Source organism: Methylorubrum populi (genome assembly GCA_036946625.1).
Taxonomy (GTDB): Bacteria; Pseudomonadota; Alphaproteobacteria; order Rhizobiales; family Beijerinckiaceae; genus Methylobacterium; species Methylobacterium populi_C.
In genome coordinates this window covers 1873790-1890737 of the sequence record JAQIIU010000002.1, presented here as the reverse complement: position 1 = coordinate 1890737, position 16948 = coordinate 1873790, and the positions used below count along the sequence as shown (strand labels likewise).

Annotated in this window: 16 protein-coding genes; 8 read left to right on the top strand and 8 right to left on the bottom strand. The window is 71.6% G+C overall.

Features of this window, described 5'->3' with window-relative positions:
- Positions 1-20 precede the first annotated feature (20 nt).
- The 8 genes from pqqA to PGN25_10840 all read right to left on the bottom strand — a co-directional run bounded on the left by pqqA (position 21) and on the right by PGN25_10840 (position 7943).
- Positions 21-110, bottom strand: coding sequence for a pyrroloquinoline quinone precursor peptide PqqA (pqqA, locus tag PGN25_10875; GenBank protein ID MEH3118069.1), 90 nt, complete (start codon positions 108-110; stop codon positions 21-23).
- A 385-nt stretch (positions 111-495) separates the two neighbouring features.
- A complete protein-coding gene (locus PGN25_10870) occupies positions 496-1206 on the bottom strand; it encodes a response regulator transcription factor (protein MEH3118068.1) in 711 nt (236 codons plus the stop codon).
- Positions 1203-2840 (bottom strand): ATP-binding protein, encoded by a 1638-nt coding sequence (locus tag PGN25_10865; GenBank protein ID MEH3118067.1) that lies wholly within the window; start codon positions 2838-2840, stop codon positions 1203-1205. The genes PGN25_10870 and PGN25_10865 overlap by 4 nt, the downstream gene beginning before the upstream one ends.
- A gap of 67 nt (positions 2841-2907) precedes the next feature.
- Positions 2908-3114: a hypothetical protein gene (locus PGN25_10860; GenBank protein ID MEH3118066.1), complete on the bottom strand. Its 207-nt coding sequence runs from the start codon at positions 3112-3114 to the stop codon at positions 2908-2910.
- Positions 3115-3469: 355 nt separating this feature from the next.
- Positions 3470-4267, bottom strand: coding sequence for a formylmethanofuran dehydrogenase subunit C (locus PGN25_10855; protein ID MEH3118065.1), 798 nt, complete (start codon positions 4265-4267; stop codon positions 3470-3472).
- A gap of 10 nt (positions 4268-4277) precedes the next feature.
- On the bottom strand, positions 4278-5213 hold the full coding sequence (gene fhcD / locus PGN25_10850; protein ID MEH3118064.1) for a formylmethanofuran--tetrahydromethanopterin N-formyltransferase: 936 nt from the start codon (positions 5211-5213) through the stop codon (positions 4278-4280).
- Positions 5214-5226: 13 nt separating this feature from the next.
- Positions 5227-6873 (bottom strand): formylmethanofuran dehydrogenase subunit A, encoded by a 1647-nt coding sequence (locus PGN25_10845; protein MEH3118063.1) that lies wholly within the window; start codon positions 6871-6873, stop codon positions 5227-5229.
- Positions 6867-7943, bottom strand: coding sequence for a formyltransferase (locus tag PGN25_10840; protein MEH3118062.1), 1077 nt, complete (start codon positions 7941-7943; stop codon positions 6867-6869). The genes PGN25_10845 and PGN25_10840 overlap by 7 nt, the downstream gene beginning before the upstream one ends.
- A 589-nt stretch (positions 7944-8532) precedes the next feature.
- On the opposite strand from PGN25_10840, the gene PGN25_10835 reads away from it, so the two are divergent.
- From PGN25_10835 to PGN25_10800, 8 genes are all read left to right on the top strand, one after another.
- Positions 8533-9522, top strand: a complete 990-nt coding sequence (locus PGN25_10835; GenBank protein MEH3118061.1) for a beta-ribofuranosylaminobenzene 5'-phosphate synthase — start codon at positions 8533-8535, stop codon at positions 9520-9522.
- 110 nt (positions 9523-9632) lie between these two features.
- Positions 9633-10526, top strand: a complete 894-nt coding sequence (locus PGN25_10830) for a methylenetetrahydromethanopterin dehydrogenase (GenBank protein MEH3118060.1) — start codon at positions 9633-9635, stop codon at positions 10524-10526.
- A gap of 281 nt (positions 10527-10807) precedes the next feature.
- On the top strand, positions 10808-11935 hold the full coding sequence (locus PGN25_10825; protein ID MEH3118059.1) for an ATP-grasp domain-containing protein: 1128 nt from the start codon (positions 10808-10810) through the stop codon (positions 11933-11935).
- Entirely contained in the window at positions 11865-12836 is a 972-nt protein-coding gene (gene mch, locus PGN25_10820; GenBank protein MEH3118058.1) for a methenyltetrahydromethanopterin cyclohydrolase, read from the top strand. The genes PGN25_10825 and mch overlap by 71 nt, the downstream gene beginning before the upstream one ends.
- A gap of 173 nt (positions 12837-13009) precedes the next feature.
- The gene (locus PGN25_10815) at positions 13010-13924 is read left to right on the top strand and encodes a RimK family alpha-L-glutamate ligase (GenBank protein ID MEH3118057.1); all 915 of its coding nucleotides are present in this window, start codon (positions 13010-13012) and stop codon (positions 13922-13924) included.
- Positions 13921-14784, top strand: coding sequence for a triphosphoribosyl-dephospho-CoA synthase (locus PGN25_10810; GenBank protein ID MEH3118056.1), 864 nt, complete (start codon positions 13921-13923; stop codon positions 14782-14784). The genes PGN25_10815 and PGN25_10810 overlap by 4 nt, the downstream gene beginning before the upstream one ends.
- Positions 14785-15403: 619 nt before the next feature.
- A complete protein-coding gene (gene fae, locus PGN25_10805; GenBank protein MEH3118055.1) occupies positions 15404-15916 on the top strand; it encodes a 5,6,7,8-tetrahydromethanopterin hydro-lyase in 513 nt (170 codons plus the stop codon).
- Positions 15917-16177: 261 nt separating this feature from the next.
- Entirely contained in the window at positions 16178-16576 is a 399-nt protein-coding gene (locus PGN25_10800) for a hypothetical protein (protein MEH3118054.1), read from the top strand.
- Positions 16577-16948 lie beyond the last annotated feature (372 nt).

Here is a 16948-nt window from a genome sequence, read left to right as displayed (position 1 = left end):
CACGTCAGTTGCAGGACACCTTAGTTGAAGGTGTCGATCTCGGCCGACTCGTAGCTCGTGACTTCCATGCCGACGCAGATCTCGGAAACGATGGGGGCGGCCCACTTCATGGTGTCTCTCCTCGACATTATGGAACGCCAGGAGCCTTCGATCCAATTGTTTAAGAGGATCGTAAGATTCTGACGGCGCACGCGTTTCGTACGCCGGAGGTATATCGCCAATTCCGGCCCCGCCCGCAAGGGCTCCCTTGCCGCTTCTTCCCAGGTTCGGGCCGGGTTCGCGTGAGGCGCGGGATGGACTTTCGTCGGGGCGCGAAATGTCGCGGGCCTGATACGCCATCCGGTCGATGCGTTCGGCCTGTCCTGCGTCCTTGCGAGGCTCGGCGCAAGCAATCCAGGGCGCGACCTTTCCGGACCTGTCTGCGCCCTGGATCGCTTCGCGGCCGCTCGCGATGACGGAGGGGGCCAAACCCGAAGCGATCGATCGGAAACGGTATCAGTGGCGGAAATCCTGGCCGCGCAGGTCGAGCATGAAGCCCTTGCCCCGCACCGTGACGATGACGGGGCCGCCGAGCCGCACGAAATCCGAGAGCTTCGAGCGCAGGTAGCCGACATAGACATCGACCACGTTGAGCGAGAGCCCGCCCTGGCTCGCCCAGAGCCGGTCGAAGATTTCGCCCCGCGAGATCGGCCGGTTCACCTCCTGCATCAGCAGGGCGAGCAGTTCCGCCTCCCGCGGGGTGAGCCGGGCCGAGGCCTCGCCGAAGCTCACTTGCCGGATGTTGACGTCGAGGGTCAGGCGGCCGGCGGTGAAGACGGTGCGCGGGGTGTCCGCCTCGCGGCGGCGCAGCAGGTGGGTCTGGAGGCGGGCGAGCAGCTCGTCGAACACGAACGGCTTGACGATGTAGTCGTCGGCGCCGAGGGCGAGCCCCTCGGCCCGGTCGCGCACCTCGTCGCGGGCGCTCAAGAAAAGGATCGCGCCGGGATAGCCGCCCTCGCGCAAGGAGCGGCAGACGTCGTGGCCCGAGCCGTCCGGCAGGGTGATGTCGAGCACCACGGCTTCGGGGGCGTCGTCGCGGGCGGCGCTGAGCGCGTCCTCGACCCGGCCCGCCACGCCGACGGAAAACCCTTCCGCCTCCAGGCCGCGCGCCAGGATGGCGCGGATGTCGATGTCGTCCTCGACGATCAATACGCGCGTCGTCGTCATGCGGCGCCGATCCTCTCGTGTCCCGCCCCGTTTCGTCCCGTCCCGGCATCGGAATCGAGCGAGGGCAGGTCGAGGACCACCCGGGCGCCGCTTCCGTGCTCGGCCCTGCCGAGGCCGATCGTGCCATCATGGCGCTCGACGACCCATCGCGCCAGGGCCAAACCGATGCCGAAACCCGCTTCTCCCGATCGGGCCTCGCGGCGGAAGCGCTCGAACAATCCCGCGCCGGGCTCGGGGAAGCCGGGGCCGTCATCCTCGATCGCGATCAGGGCGCGGTGGCCCTGCGGGCCGCTCCGCTCGCTCAGGGACACGACGATGCGCGTCAGGCCGGTGGCGTGGCGCAGGGCGTTGTCGATCAGGCTCTCGACCACCTGGCGCAGCCATTCCGGGTCGGCGCTGATCTCGATGTCGTGGTCGCCCGGCTCCAGGGTCAGCTCGACCCGGCGGCGGGCGGCCTCGGAGCCGGCGCCGTCCACGGCGTCGCCGAGCACCGCCACCGCGCTCACGCTGCGCCGGTCGAGCTCGATCTGGCCGGATTCCGAGCGGGCGACGCGCAGGAGATCCTCGACCCGGCGCTTGAGGCGCTGGGCCCGCTTGCGGATGGTGACGAAGACGGGTCCGTGATCCATGGCTCGCCCGGCGGCGCGCTCCGCCGACCGTTGCGCGAGGTCGCATTCGCCCAGGATCACGGTGAGCGGCGTGCGCAGTTCGTGGCTGACATCGGCGAAGAAGCGGCGGCGGGAGCGGTCCACCACCTCCAGCCGCTCGTTGGCCGCGCGCAGGTCGGCGGTGCGGGCCTGCACCGTGTCCTCCAGGGCGGCCCGGTCGGCGGCGAGCCGCCCCTCGCGGCGGGCGAGCCGGGCGGCCATGCGGTTGACGTTCGCCACCAGGAGCCCGAGTTCGTCGCGGGTCTCGACCGAGAGCCGGGTCTCGAGCGCACCGCTGCCGATGGCGCCGGCCGCGCGGCGCACCTCCTCGATCCGCGCCAGCGTCGGACGGGTCACCGAGCGGTAGAGCACGCCCACGAAGGCGAGGGCCAGCGCGACCGCCGCGAGCGAGGCGGCGGTGAGCCGTTGCGACAGGGTGCGGGCGGCCTCCGAGCCGGCGGTCATGCTGCGCCGCTCGGCCTCGATCAGCAGGGAGAGCGGCGGCCCCGTCATGGCGCCGAAGGCGTTGAGCGCGCCCTGCATCGCGGTCTTGCGCCGCTCCGGATCGCTCTCCCGCCGGACCAGGGTGACCTGCCGGTCGAGCATCGCCCGCGCCGCGCGCACGTTGGCGAGCGGCCGGGTGCGGGCGACGTACCGGATCCGGTCCTGCGGGTCGGTGCTCGTCGCCATGCCGTTGCCGAGGGCGTCGTCCACCTCGTTGAGCGCCTGATCGACCCGGTCGCGGGTCACCGACAGCGCCTCGGGCGGCGCGTCCGGATTGGCGACGCTCTCGATGGCGGCGAAGCCGTACTGCGCCAGCCGGCCCGAGAGTTCGGAGAGAAGCTCCAGCCGGTGCTGGGCGGCCAGCGTGCGGTCGATCGCATTCTCGGTCAGCCGGATCGACCAGAGCACGCCGGCGGCGGCCAGCAGCGCCAGCAACGCGGTGCCGCCGAGCAGCAGGGCGAACCGGACTTTCAGCGAGCGCATGGTCTCCGTCTCCGCCGCGGGGGCGGCGGGCGGACCATGTCACCGCCGGGACGGCGCCTCAAGCGGGTCACAGGTCGTTCGGGACGCTGCCCCTGGGAGCGCAGCGCCAGCTCTTCACGTGATGATCGGGATGCTCCTCCTGCCACGCCGCCAGGGTGCTCTGCGCGTTGCGCAGGCACAGAAACGGGTTCGGGTTGTCGTAGGAGAGATTGATCCGCTCCTCGTGACACCGGGCGGGTTGGGCGATCAGGCAGACGGACAGGAGCAGGAACACGCGCGGCCTCGATTCGTCAGAGCCTGTTTGACCGGCCACCGTGTCTTCGTCAGGCAACGGCAAGGCGAGAGGAAGATCCTACTCCCATCCTGAACCCTCATCCTGAGGTGCCGGAGCGCAGCGGAGGCCTCGAAGGGTGCTCCAGGAATCGCGCGGGATCTGGAGCACCCTTCGAGGCCGCTCACGCGGCACCTCAGGATGAGGGGCGAGATGGGATCACTGCAGTCAAACAGGCTCTCAGAGGCGAAACGGATCAGTGCCCTGCGCCTCGGCCCGAATCAAGGTAGGATGATGTGGCAAGTCTACAAGTCATTTTTCTGCGACCTGTCGGCGGCTCCGGGAGAAATCGTGCCGATCAGGCCGGCACGAACAGCTCCCCCTTGCCGAGCGTCGCGAGATCGCCGGAGTAGCGCCGCAGCGTGCCGCCGATCAGGCCGGCCTGGGCCGCGCCGAGTCGCTTGAGGCTCCGGGCCAGCAGGCGGACGAAGACCAGATCCGGCGTGCCGGTCTCGACGAAGGTCGGCAGCAAGGCGCCGTGGCTGCCCGCGATCAGCGTGCCGCGGCGCATGCCGTAGCCCGGATGGTCGCCGAGCGCCCCGGAGACGACGATCGTGCCGGCGATCATGCGGGAGCCCGCATAGGCGCCGGCCGAGGCCGCCAGGATCATGCCGCGGCGCATGCGGTCGCCGAGATGGTCGCCGGCCCGGCCCTTGACGACGAGCGTCGCGCCGTCGAGCCCGGCCCTGGCGGCGTAGACCGCGCCGCCCGCGTGATCCCCGGCATCGCCCTCGATGGTGATGGTGCCGCCGGTGGCGCCGGTGGCGGCGTAGGGGCCGGCCGAACCCGTCACCGTGAGCGTGCCCGCCGCCATGCCCTCGGCCAGCCGCTGGCCGACATCGCCCTCGACCCGGATCGCGCCCTCCGAGAGCGCCGCGCCGACCCGGTCGAGCCGGGACGAGCCGCCCTCGATCACGAGGCCGTCGGAGCCGTCGAGGCGGATCTCGAACAGGTCGCCGAGCGTCAGGCCGCGGCGGCTGGTGCCGATCGCGAGCCGGCCCGCCTCGGCCTCGGACAGGCCCCTGAGCGCCAGCGGCGTGACGTCGAGGAGATCGACGCGCTCCGGCGGCTCACCGCGCAGTCTCAGCGTGCTCATCGTGGAGTCCTCATGCGGCGGGTTTCTCCAACAGGTCGCGGAGGTGGTAGTGGTGCCGGCCGAGATTGCCGCCGTAATTGCCGGCGGTGACCGCGACCAGCCCGTGCCTCGCGCCGATCTCGGTCGCCGCGTGCAGCGCCGCGCGCATCGACTCGGCGACGGCCGCCGAGGTCAGCGCGTCGATGACGATTTCCAGCACCACGCCGCATTCGGGCGGCAGCGCCGAGCCGGCCCGACCTTTGAGCGTCGGGCAGTAGGCATCGTTGGTCGAGGCCATCATGCCCTTGGTGCGGCCGCCGACCTTCGAGCCGGAGCGGACGATGCCGCCGGGGAAGGGCAGGATCGCGCCGGGCACGGCACGCGCCGCCTCGACCGCGATCTCGGCGACGACGAGGGTGTCGGCGTGCTTGCGGCCGAGGAACAGCAGGTTGCCGCCGCCGACCGCGCCGTCGACCGCGCGGGTCGAATCCTCGCACAGGAACTCGCCGTCCATGACGGGAATCCGCCAGTAGCGGCGCATCCTGCCCTGCGCATCCGGCAGCCGCTTGGCGACCGCGAAGCCGTCGCCGAAATAGCGGATCGCGCCGCCGAGCCTGATTTTCGTGGGGCCTTCGACGCCGGCGTAGCAGGCGGTGCCGGGGCAGGTGAGGATGCACTGGCCGACGCGCTTGAGCAGTTGGTCCTTCAGTCCGTTCGGCTCGAAGCCGAACAGCAGGATGCGCACGCCGGGGCGTCCGTCCGGGGTCTCGTCCGGGGACAGTTCGGCATCGATGCCGGCCTCGGCGCCGCAGCCGATCACCGAGGTGGCGAAGCCCGTCATCACCGTCGCCGCGATCATCGCCCATTTCGGCGTGTCGTTGGTGACGACGATCGCGGTGCCCGCGACGTCGAAGGCCTCGGCGAAGGTGTCCTCGACCTTGATGCCGTTGAGGGTGAGGTCGCTCATCGATTCCGTTCCATCACGCCCGGCATGCCACGTCTTCGAACGTCCCGGTGTTCTCCGGGAACGCGGCGTCCGGCACCGCGAAGGTGTCGAGCCCGGCGCCGAAGCGGTCCTGCAGGTAGGCGTCCGCCCGCCTTTCCATGCCGGCATCGGCCTCGACGTCGAGCGAGAGCGTCTTGCCCGGGCCCCAGGCCACGACCTCGCCGTCCTCGACGATCGCCTTCCCGTCCTTCAATACGAGCTTGGCCCGCGAAAACATCGCCGTGCGGTCCTTCTCGTCGCGGTAGATCGCGACATCGGCCTTGGCGCCCTCCCGCAGGTGGCCGCGGTCGGTCAGGCCCAGGAGCTTGGCAGGCCCCGAGCGGGTGAGCTGGGCGATCTCGCCGAACGTGTACTCGCGTTCGATACCGGCCAAGCCGGAACGCTCGCCGACGACCGCCGGCAGCGTCGCGATCTCCTTCGCCCGCTCCTCGGCATCCATCAGCAGGTGGATGATGCGCGGATACTCGGTGAAGACGCCGCCGTTCGGGTGGTCGGTGGTGAGGATGGTGCGCTCGGGGTTCCTCGAGAGCAGCATCAGTTCGAGGCCGATCGCCCATTGCAGCGACGAGACCGGCCCGCGCGGCCGGTAGAGGAACGGCACCACGCCGCCGCCCTCGGCATCGCCCGCCGAGAGCACCCATTTCCTGGGCTTGGCCCCCTTCCGGCCGCCGAACTGGCGCAGGATGTCGAGCGAGATCGTCACCGTCTGGCCGAACACCACCTGACCCACGTCGTAGGTCGCGTTGGGGTGGGCCTCCATCGCCGCGTTGATGCGCTCGGCCGCCGAGCGGAATCCGCCGGTCATCGGATTCTCGGGATCGACCACGCCGTAGGCGTAGAACTGGGCGTGGGCGAAGTGGATGCGCCGCCCCTCCGCCGCCTCCAGCGTCGCGACGAGCGAGTCGTCGGCGCCGGGCAAGCCCAGGTTGTTGCAGTGGACGTGCAGCGGGTGCGGCACGCCGATTTCTTCGACCGCATCGAGCAGCGCCGACATGATCGTGCGCGTGGACAGCCCGTAGCAGGGGATCTCGTCGTCGAGGCCGAGCTTCAGCACGCCGTCCTTGAAGGCCGAGGCGCCGCCCGCGTTGATGCACTTGACGCCCAAGCCCCGCGCATGGGCCAGCGTCTGCTGCACGAGGTCGCGAACGGCGTTCCTGCCCTCGCCGTCGCGCAGGAACTGGAGCAGGTGGTCGTCGTTGCCGAGCACCGCCAGCCCGCCGCGGTCGAGCAGCGGGATGTCGGCGAGTTCGAGATGGGTCGCGAGCGCGTTCGAGGGCGGCAGGGCCGGCTCGACCGCGGTGGTGTAGCCCATCCGCGCGTAGTTGGCGCCGATCCAGCTTCCCGAGCCGCCGGCATGGGCGAAGGGGTGGCCGTCGGGCGCCGACTCGCTGACGTAGAGGTCGGGCAGGAGCAGGCGGCTCATCACCACGTTGCCGCCGGCGATGTGCGAGTGGACCTCGACGCCGCCGGCCATCACCACGCAGCCGGCGGCGTCGATCGTCTGGTCGGGGGAACGGTCGCTCGCGGCGACGACGCGGCCGTCCTCGATCCAGACGTCGCCGACAGCGTCGCGCCCGACCGTGGGATCGACCACCCGTCCGCCGTGGATACGGGTCAGCATGAGACACCCTTCTCGATGAGGCGGTCGCGGATGCGGGCGAGCACGCCGGAAGCGGTCGGCGCCTCGGCGGCGGCTTTCGGCTCGGCATAGGCGATGACGCCGCGCCGCTCGTTCCAGAGCGCGCCGCCGACGCTCTCGCCGGGCACGCCCACGGTGATGACGACCTCCGCGGTCTCGCCCGCGGCCTCGGGCGAGCCCTCGCCGACGATGGCGACCGTGGGCAGGCGGCCGAGCCAGTCCGGGCGCGGAGCGGGCAGCGAGGCGAGCCACAGGGCGGCGTCGGCCTCGCCCGCGGCGATCTGCCGGGCGCTGTCGAAGCGCCAGGGATCGTGCTCCGGCAGGTGCCGGCCGAAGCCGACCCGAGGCGCCTGACCCGTGGTCCAGGCGGAGAGCTGTACGGCGGCGCGGCCCTGGAACGGGTCGGCCAGCGTCAGCGCGAAGAAGCGGGTGGACTCGTTGAGGTCGCGGATCAGGCCCTGGAGCATGTCCACGCCGAGTTCGCCGACCTCCTCCGGGTCGTAGACGACGGCGCCGTACTGCGCCGCGAACAGGCGCTTGGCGAGGTCGGCATAGGCGGCTTCACCCGCGAGGTGTCCCTTGGCGAAGGCGCGCAGGTGCCCGAGCGAGACGGCGAGGCCGCCGGCATCGGCCGCGTAGGCGACGTGGCGGATCGCGCCGTTCTGCGGACCGCCGAGCGAGAGCAGGGCGCGCTCGGCGCCCGCCGCGCGTCCCCGGCTCGGGGCGGAGGCGGCGATCTCGGCGATCAGGTCGCCGTCCCAGGGACGGTTGCCGACGATCAGGACCACATCCGCCCGGCCGACGGTCTCGGCCCGGGTCGTGTTCATGGCACTGCCCGCGCCGAGCGCGCCGAGTTCGGCGTAGACGCTGGGACCGGAAACGGGATCGAGCGAGGCGCCCAGCGTCTCGGCCAGCCGGCAGGCGGCGCGGAGCGCCGAGACTTCGGCGCTCAGGCCCGCCAGCACCGGCACGCGTGCCGCGGCCAGCAGGTCGGCCGCGGCTTCGACCGCCGCGTCCACATCCGCCGCGCCTCCCTTCACCCAGGCCGCCATGCTTCCTCACCGTCGTTTCTTCGGGCATCCCCGGTCGAGGCGGGGCGAAAGACGGTCATGTCCGAAGAACGTCACGGACGCTCTTGGTGGAGCCTCGATCGCCTCGAAATCCCGAGCTCGGGTTCGAGGGCGGGGGCTCGGACCGGCTCCGCGAAGGGAGCGGGGGTGGTTTTGCCCTCCCGAACCGGAGCCCGCAAGCCCCCGGCGAAGTTTGGCCTAAGGATTTCGTTCGTCGGTCGGCTCCCGGCGCAGCGATCATCCCGCGCGATGCGATCCGCCCCGTCGGCCAACTCCTTCGTCACTCCGGGGCGCCGAGGGCGAGCCCGGACTCCACGTCCAAGCTCGACGCTCGATGCCAGCCGCGCCTCGCGGGTGGATTTGCGGGTTTCGCTGCGCGAGCCCGGAATGACGGGTCAGGGGAAGAGGAAGGGGGACAAAAGCCGTGGACCCCGGTTCGGAGCCCTGGGCATCGCCCGAGATGTGTCCGACGAGGTTGTCGCGGGCACCGCAGCATGGGAGAAGCCGCCCGCACCGTGAGGGCGCGTGTGCGCCGGCTGGGCCGGCCGCGTCGGCGGAAGGGAATGAGACCGTGGCCGAGGTCCCGGACCAGACGGGTGAGACCGTGAGCGCGCCGCGTCCCGGCGGTGCCGTCCGGGTCCGCGCGCCCGCGCGCCTGCATTTCGGTTTCCTCGATCTCAACGGCGGGCTGGGGCGCCGCTTCGGCAGCATCGGTCTCGCCCTCGATGCGCCCGCCGTGCAACTCGTCGCACGCGGAGCCAAGCGCGCCTCCGCCAGCGGCCCCGAGGCCGAGCGGGTGCGGGCGAACCTGCTCGCGGCCGCCGCCTATCTCGACGTGCCGGAGACGGTCGCCATCGCGGTCGAGGAGGCGATCCCGCCCCATGCCGGCTTCGGCTCGGGCACGCAGGTCGCGCTGGCGGTGGCCGCCGCGGTGGCGCGCCTCAACGGACGGCCCTTCGCCCCGGCCGACTTCGCCGACGTGCTCGACCGCGGCAACCGCTCCGGCGTCGGCCTCGCGGCCTTCACCGAGGGCGGCCTGATCGTCGATGGCGGCCGCGACGGCTCGGGCGCGCCGCCGCCGGTGATCGCGCGGCTGCCCTACCCGGAAGACTGGCGCGTCGTGCTGATTCTCGACGAAGCCATGACCGGCGTGCATGGCTCCCGCGAGACGGAAGCGTTTCGCGACCTGCCGCCCTTCGATGCGGGGCAAGCCGCCGAGATCTGCCGGATCGTGCTGATGCAGGTGCTGCCGGCCGCCGCGACCGCCGAGCCGAACGGGTTCGGCGCCGGCATCACCGCGATCCAGAAGCGGATCGGCGACCATTTCTCCCCCCACCAGGGCGGGCGCTACGCCAGCCCGGCGGTGGCCGAGGTGCTGGAGAGCATCGCTCAAGCCGGATTGCCCGGCTACGGCCAGAGTTCCTGGGGGCCGACCGGCTTCGCGCTGGTGCCCTCGCAGGGGGAGGCGGAAGCGCTGGTCGCGCGGCTTGCCCGCCCGGGCCGCCTGCGCTTCGTCGTCGCCCGCGGGCGCAACGCGGGCGCGGCGATCGCCGAAGCGTAGAGCTTTTCTTTTCCGGCGCTTCAAGGAAACCTGCGCTTGACCGGCGCCGGTCGTTCCGGTTTGGCACCTGAAGCGCCCCGCAAGGGCGCGATCACGGGAGGACGAACATCATGGCTCGCTCGATCCTGCACATGCTGACGCCGCTCAAGCACATGAGCCCGTTCGACGTGAACATGGCGGTCGATGCCGGATTCGAGACGCTGGTCACCTATACCGGCGTCGATCTCGCCGACGTGGTCTCGCTGACCCAGGATTCGATCTTCTCCCGCGCGCCCCAGGACGGCGTGCGCACCGGCATCTTCATCGGCGGCAAGAACGCCGAGACGGCGCTCGACATGATGGACCGGGCCAGGAAGGCCTTCGTGCCGCCGTTCGCCAACCACGTCTTCGCCGATCCGGCCGGCTCCTTCACCACCGGCGCGGCCATGGTCGCCGAGGTCTCCCGGGCCCTCAAGGCGAAGTTCTCGACCGACCTCAAGGGCAAGCGCATCGTCGTCTTCGGCGGTGCGGGCGTGGTCGCCTACGTCGCCGCGGTGATCGGCGCGCTGGAGGGCGCGCACAGCGTGCTCGTCGGCCATGACGGCGAGGAGCGCGTCTCGAAGATCGCCTTCACCATGAAGTGGCGCTTCGGCATCGAGGTCGGCGCCGTCGACGGCACCCTGCCGGAGGCGCGCCGCGCGGCCATCGCCGAGGCCGACGTGATCCTCTCGGCCGGCCCGGCCGGCATCCCGATCCTGACGGCGGAGGATCTCGAATCCGCGCCCAAGCTGCTCGTCGCCTCCGACGTCAACGCCGTGCCGCCCGCCGGCATCGCCGGCATCGACGTGAACGCCAGGGACGTACCCCTGCCGGTGGGCAAGGGCGTCGGCATCGGCGCGCTCGCGGTCGGCAACGTGAAGTACCAGACCCAGTGCCGCCTGTTCCGGACGATGCTGGAGGCGCAGGAGCCGCTCGCCCTCGACTTCCGCGACGCCTACGGGCTCGCCGTCGAGATCGCCGGCTGACACGGCTTCCATGTAATGTGCCCGGATCCAGGGGACGCCTCACCGTCATCGCGAGGCTTCAGCCGAAGCGATCCAGGGCGCCCGCCTTTCCGGAAAGGTCGCGCCCCTGGATCGCTTCGCATTCGCTCGCGATGACGCAAAGCCCGAACAGATCAACCGGAAACGGTACCAGCGCCGCGCCGAGCCCGCTTCGCCATCGCGAGGGCGGCGCAATCCTGATCGCCGCCCAGTCCGGCCGGGCGCTGGCGCAGGCCGCGCGGCGGGCGGGCCTGCGGCCGTTCGTGCTCGACCTGTTCGGCGACGCGGATACCCTGGCGCTCGCCGAGGCACACCGCACGCTGCCCGGCCGGTTCGGTGCGGGCGGCCGCGACCGGGCCGGCGTGCTGGCAGCACTCGGCGACCTGTCGCGGGAGGCGGGCGGCAGTGAACTCGGGATCGTGCTCGGCAGCGGCTTCGAGGGTGCGCCGGACCTCGTCGCCGCGATCGCCGCCCGCCACCGCCTGCTCGGCGCAAGTCCCGGGGTCGTGGCGGCACTGAAGGACCCGTTCCGCTTTGCCGCGCTCTGCGAGCGCCTCGCGATTCCGCATCCGGCGGTCACCGCCGGCCCGGTGGCGGAGCGCAGCGGGTGGCTCCTCAAGCGCGCGGGCGGCTGCGGCGGTTCGCATATCCGCGTCGGCGCGACGGGCGCGGCCCCGCCCGGCCACTACCTCCAGGCCCGGATGCCCGGCCGCGCCTTCGCCCTGAACGTCCTGTCCGACGGGCGCCGCATCGAACCGCTCGCGCTGACCGAGCAGTGGCAGGCGCCCTCGCCGCTGCGGCCGTTCCGCTATGCCGGGGCGCTCGCCCGCGGCCGCGACGCGGCCGGGCCGGTTCCGGCGGCCCGCGTCGCGGAGATCGCCGAGGCCGTTCTCCGGCTCGTGCGCGCGACCGGTCTGACGGGCCTCGCCAGCGCCGACCTGCTGATCGACGGCGAACGCTGGTGGCTTCTCGAGATCAACCCGCGCCCCGGCGCGACCCTCGACGTGCTCGACCGCCGGCCGACGCCGCTCCTGATCCAGCATATCGAGGCCGCGCTCGGTCGAATGCCTGCGATCGAGGCCGTCCCGAAGGATGCGACAGGCGCCGAGATCTGTTACGCGGCCCGCACCTGTGCGGCGGTGCCGCCGCTCGACTGGCCGAACGGCGTCCATGATCGGCCGCGGGCCGGCAGCCGCATCGAGCGCGGCGCGCCGCTCTGCACGGTGACGGCCTCCGGGCCGGATGAGGCGGCGGTCCGAAACGAATTGCGGTCGGGGATCGAGACGGTCCGCGCCCTGCTGGAGGAAACGGAGAACAGTCATGAGTTCCAACACGACCGCGCCGAGCCTCAACGCCCTGGCGGGGCCGCTGGTCGAGAGCCTCGTCGCTGACGCGGCCACGCTCCGCCTGGTCGTCGCCCGGGAGAACGGCGCGCGCACCGTCGATGCCGGCGCCAACGCCCGCGGCTCGATCGAGGCCGGCCGGCGCATCGCCGAGATCTGCCTCGGCGGTCTCGGCACGGTGACGATCGCCCCCACCGGCCCGATCGCCTCCTGGCCCTACTCGATCGTCGTCCACTCCGCCGACCCGGTTCTGGCCTGTCTCGGCAGCCAGTATGCCGGCTGGAGTCTCGCCGACGAGGAGGGGGATTCCGGCTTCTTCGCCCTCGGCTCGGGCCCCGGCCGCGCGGTCGCCGTGGTGGAGGAACTCTACAACGAACTCGGCTACCGCGACAACGCGACGGCGACCGCCCTGGTGCTCGAATCCGCCGGCGCCCCGCCGGCCTCCGTGGTCAACAAGGTCGCCCGCGAGACCGGCATCGCGCCCGAGAACGTGACCTTCATCTACGCTCCGACCCAGAGCCTCGCCGGCGCGACCCAGGTCGTCGCCCGCGTGCTGGAAGTGGCGCTGCACAAGGCCCACACCGTCGGCTTCGACCTGCACAGGATCCTCGACGGCATCGGCTCGGCCCCGCTCTCGCCACAGCATCCGGACTTCATCCAGGCGATGGGCCGCACCAACGACGCGATCATCTACGGCGGCCGGGTCCAGCTCTTCGTCGATGCCGACGACGCCGACGCCAAGGGGCTCGCCGAGCAACTCCCCTCCACCACCTCCGCCGATCACGGCGCGCCCTTCGCCGAGATCTTTTCCCGGGTGAACGGCGACTTCTACAAGATCGACGGCGCGCTGTTCTCGCCGGCCGAGGCGATCGTCACCTCGGTCAGGACCGGCAAGACTTTTCGCGGCGGCCGGCTGGAGCCGCGGCTCGTGGACGCTTCGTTCGCGTAGTAAAGACAAGCACGCAAACACCCCTCCCCCCTGAAGCGGGGGAGGGTGCCTCGATGCGAGGCGGGAGAGGGGAGCGACGCTTCCGGATCGTGCGGAGCCGGCCCCTCACCCGACCCCCTTCGGGGGCCACCCTCTCCCGCTTCAGGGGAGAGGGCCAACGACTGGAACGACGAATGCGCATCGGGCTCGCGGCCGACAACGGCAATTGGCACAAGGGGCGGCTGCGGGAAGCCCTGCGCGGCTTCGGCGTCGAGCCGGTGCTGTTCTCCCTCGCCGACGTCGCCGTCGTGACGGGCGGCGGCGAGCCGCTGCGCGTCCCGGGCTTCGAGGACGGCTTGCCGGATGGCGTCCTCCTGCGCACCATCGCCGGCGGCACGTTCGAGGCCACCACCCTGCGCCTCGGCGTGCTCCACGCGCTGGTGGCCGCGGGCGTCACCGTCTGGAACGGACCGACCGCCATCGAGCGCTCGGTCGACAAGGCGGCGACGTCGCTGCTGATCGCTCGCGCGGGCCTGCCCACCCCGGACACCTTCGTCGTCTCGCGGCGCGAGGCGGCGGCCGAGATCGTCGCCCGCGAGGCCCGGCCGGGCAAGCCGATCGTGCTCAAGCCCCTGTTCGGCTCGCAGGGCGAGGGACTGATGCTCCTCGAAACCCCTGACGATTTGCCGGCGCAGGAAATGGTGAGCGGGGTCTATTATCTCCAGCGCTACGTGCCCCGCGCCGACGGGCTGTGGCGCGACTACCGCGTCTTCGTCTGCGAGGGCCGGGCGATCGCCGGCATGATCCGCGAGGGCGACGGCTGGATCACCAACGTTCATCGGGGCGGCCGTCCCTTCGCCTGGGACGTGCCGGCCCGCGCCGCCGAACTCGCCGAAGCCGCCGCCGCCGCGATCGGCGTCGACTACACCGGAATCGACCTCGTCGAGGACGGGGAAGGCGGCTTTCTCGTGCTGGAGGTGAACTCCATGCCCGCATGGTCGGGCCTGCAGCGGGTGACGGAGGTCGACATCGCCGGGGCGGTGGCGCGCGGCTTCCTCAGCGCGGTGCGCGCCATGCGCCCGCCGCGGCTGGTCTCGGCACTGGGATGAGGGCGCCCACCGGCCTGCCGGCTGCGACGGTGGCCGACCTCTACCGCGCCGCCTGCCTCGCCGAACTCGACGCGCTGAAACCCGGCAACGTCCACGGCTACGCCCCCGGCCACCGCATGGTGGTGGCCGATTTCGTGACCAGCGCCGAAGTGTCGGCGCCGCCGCTCGCCGAATCGGGGGCGCGGGTCGGGCGGCGGGTGCGCGGCGGCGTCGAGGCGACCTTCGCCGCGGTCGGCCAGAACACCAATCTCGGCATCCTGCTCCTGTGCGCGCCGCTCGCCCGCGCCGCCGAGGACGCCGGCCCGTTCCCGGAGCGTCTCGCGGCGGTGCTGGCGGACTTCGACGCCTCGGATGCCCGCGACGTGTTCGCGGCGATCCGCCGGGCCGGTCCCGGCGGACTCGGGAGGGCCGAGCGCCACGACGTTGCCGGCGAAGGACCGCTCCCGCCCCTGCGCGCGGCGATGGCCGAGGCCGCCTCGCGCGACCGCATCGCCCGCGCCTACGCGGACGGGTTTCGCGACCTGTTCGCGATCGGACTGCCGGCGCTGGCCGGGGCGCGGGCGCGCGGACTCGCCCCGCCCTGGACCACCACGGCCGTCCACCTCGCCTATCTCACCGGCGTGGCCGACAGCCACATCGCCCGCAAGCACGGGCCCGAGCGGGCCGAGGCGGTGCGGGCGCAGGCGCAGGCGCAGCTCGCCGGGATCGACCTCGCCGCGGCCCCGGTCGAGCGGCTGCTCGCCTACGACCGGCTGCTGAAACAGGCGGGCCTCAACCCAGGCACGAGCGCCGATTTCACCGTCGCGACGCTGTTCCTCGACGCCCTGCTCGTCGCCCGGGGTGAGATCGTTTCCGATTGATCGCTTCGGGTTTCGCCCCCCTCCGTCATCGCGAGCGGCCGCGAAGCGATCCAGGGCGCGACAGGTCCGGAAAGGGCGTGCCCTGGATCGCTTGCGCCGAGCCTCGCAAGGGCGGAGGACAGGTCGAAGTCATCAACCGGATGGCGTATGAGACCGTTTGAGAGCCTGTTTGACCGGTCGCCGTGTCTTCGTCAGGCCACGGCAAGGCGAGAGGAAGATCCTGCTCCCATCCTGAACCCTCATCCTGAGGTGCCGGAGCGCAGCGGAGGCCTCGAAGGGTGCTCCAGGAACCGCGCGGGATCTGGAGCCCCCTTCGAGGCCGCTCACGCGGCACCTCAGGATGAGGGGCGAGAGGGGATCACTGCCGTCAAACAGGCTCTGAGCCTTCGCCCGCGAGGGGGGGGCGAATGTTCGCGCGTCAAGGCCCTTCGACTTACAAAAAATCGCCGATTTCAGAGCCTTGCGCGGGTTGTTCGACGCAAGGGCCCGCTGTAGGGTCCGCGCCGCTGTCCGGGCTAACCGGCTCGGCCCCCTGCCGGGCGCCGCGAACAAGGATGGCTTCCGGCCCCGCCTTCTCTCAGGGCGGGCCTTTTTCCAGGAATCCAGGGAGAGACCCCGAATGGCAAAGATCACCAAGGTTCAGGTCGGCGAGGCTCTCGTCGGCGACGGCAACGAGGTCGCCCACATCGACCTCATCATCGGACCGCGCGGTTCGCCGGCCGAGACCGCCTTCTGCAACGGCCTCGTGAACAACAAGCACGGCTTCACCAGCCTGCTCGCCGTGATCGCGCCGAACCTGCCGTGCAAGCCGAACACGCTGATGTTCAACAAGGTCACCATCAACGACGCCCGTCAGGCCGTCCAGATGTTCGGCCCGGCCCAGCACGGCGTCGCGAAGGCGGTGCAGGATGCGGTGGCCGAGGGCATCATCCCGGCCGACGAGGCCGACGACCTGTACGTGCTGGTCGGCGTGTTCATCCACTGGGAGGCGGCCGACGACGCCAAGATCCAGAAGTACAACTACGAGGCCACCAAGCTCTCGATCCAGCGCGCCGTGAACGGCGAGCCGAAGGCCGCGACGGTCACCGAGCAGCGCAACTCGGCGCAGCACCCCTTCGCCGCCAACGCTTAGATCGGGGACAGTCCTGGGCAGAGCGAGCCTCCGCCCGCACCGCGGGGTCTGCTCCAGCGACTGGCTTCGATCTTCCTCGGACGCTGATGGATCGGGACGGCTTCGGCCGTCCCTTTCTTTTTGAGCGGATGCTTCGGTCTCTCCTCCGTCGGCGAAGCGATCGAGCGTGTCTGGTGTCAAGGGTGTTGGAAAGGTTTTCCGGCGCGGATCATGGGGTTGAGGGTGGTGACGCACTTTCGCACGAGGGCGCTGAGGGCGGCCATGAACAGGCGGTCGCGCACCGGCTTGCGCCCGCCGGTGATGCTCGCCGGGCGGCTCGACGCGCCGCTGTGGCAGGTGATGGGGAACTCCGCCCACCAGGACGGCCACGGGGCGCCGGTTCAGGCTGCCGAGTTCGATCGGGCTCTCGATCCGCTCCGCCCGGCCCTGTTCGGCCTGGCGCTGATCCTTGAGCTGGCCCGAGGCGGGTCATCAGCTCGGCCAGGGCGGGCCGGGCTGGGCAGCGGCGGGGCGGGCTCGTCCACCGGGAAGGCGGCGTCGATCCGGTCGGTCTTGGACCGCTTCGCCTTGGCCCTGGCGAACGACCGGGCGCGGCTGGGATGGACCGGCGGATCGGCAGGCCGAGGCGGTGGCCGCCTCGATCAGAGCGGCCGCTCGTAGCCGCCGGTGGCCTCGCACGCGCGATTGGCGCAGGTCGCGCGCCGGCCGGGACTGTAGGCGCGGGCCGCTCCCGCTCTACCGTTCGTGCTCGACACCGTGGACAAGCAGCCGGCGGATCAGGATGGCTTGCGACCTCGCAGTCGATCCACAAACGATCGCGCCGGCTGCCCTCCTTGGGTCGACTCTTTCTCACTCACAACCTGCCAAAGGCCGACCCTCAAGACGTACAATCCAGGGCGCCCCCTATTCCGGAGAGGTCACGCCCTGGATTGCCACGGCTTCGCCTCGCAATGACGAAGAGCAGCCCGCCAGGACGGATCCGGACCACAGAACGACAACGGCGGGAGGGAACGTCCCGCCTCTGCATTCCCG

Coding starts and splice junctions, on each gene's coding strand:
- PGN25_10845 (MEH3118063.1), bottom strand. CDS start 6,873: ATGCTGACCCGTATCCACGGCGGACGGGTGGTCGATCCCACGGTCGGG.
- PGN25_10800 (MEH3118054.1), top strand. CDS start 16,178: ATGAACAGGCGGTCGCGCACCGGCTTGCGCCCGCCGGTGATGCTCGCC.
- PGN25_10810 (MEH3118056.1), top strand. CDS start 13,921: ATGAGGGCGCCCACCGGCCTGCCGGCTGCGACGGTGGCCGACCTCTAC.
- PGN25_10830 (MEH3118060.1), top strand. CDS start 9,633: ATGGCTCGCTCGATCCTGCACATGCTGACGCCGCTCAAGCACATGAGC.
- PGN25_10855 (MEH3118065.1), bottom strand. CDS start 4,267: ATGAGCACGCTGAGACTGCGCGGTGAGCCGCCGGAGCGCGTCGATCTC.
- PGN25_10870 (MEH3118068.1), bottom strand. CDS start 1,206: ATGACGACGACGCGCGTATTGATCGTCGAGGACGACATCGACATCCGC.
- mch (MEH3118058.1), top strand. CDS start 11,865: ATGAGTTCCAACACGACCGCGCCGAGCCTCAACGCCCTGGCGGGGCCG.
- PGN25_10840 (MEH3118062.1), bottom strand. CDS start 7,943: ATGGCGGCCTGGGTGAAGGGAGGCGCGGCGGATGTGGACGCGGCGGTC.
- fhcD (MEH3118064.1), bottom strand. CDS start 5,213: ATGAGCGACCTCACCCTCAACGGCATCAAGGTCGAGGACACCTTCGCC.
- PGN25_10815 (MEH3118057.1), top strand. CDS start 13,010: ATGCGCATCGGGCTCGCGGCCGACAACGGCAATTGGCACAAGGGGCGG.
- PGN25_10865 (MEH3118067.1), bottom strand. CDS start 2,840: ATGCGCTCGCTGAAAGTCCGGTTCGCCCTGCTGCTCGGCGGCACCGCG.
- pqqA (MEH3118069.1), bottom strand. CDS start 110: ATGAAGTGGGCCGCCCCCATCGTTTCCGAGATCTGCGTCGGCATGGAA.
- fae (MEH3118055.1), top strand. CDS start 15,404: ATGGCAAAGATCACCAAGGTTCAGGTCGGCGAGGCTCTCGTCGGCGAC.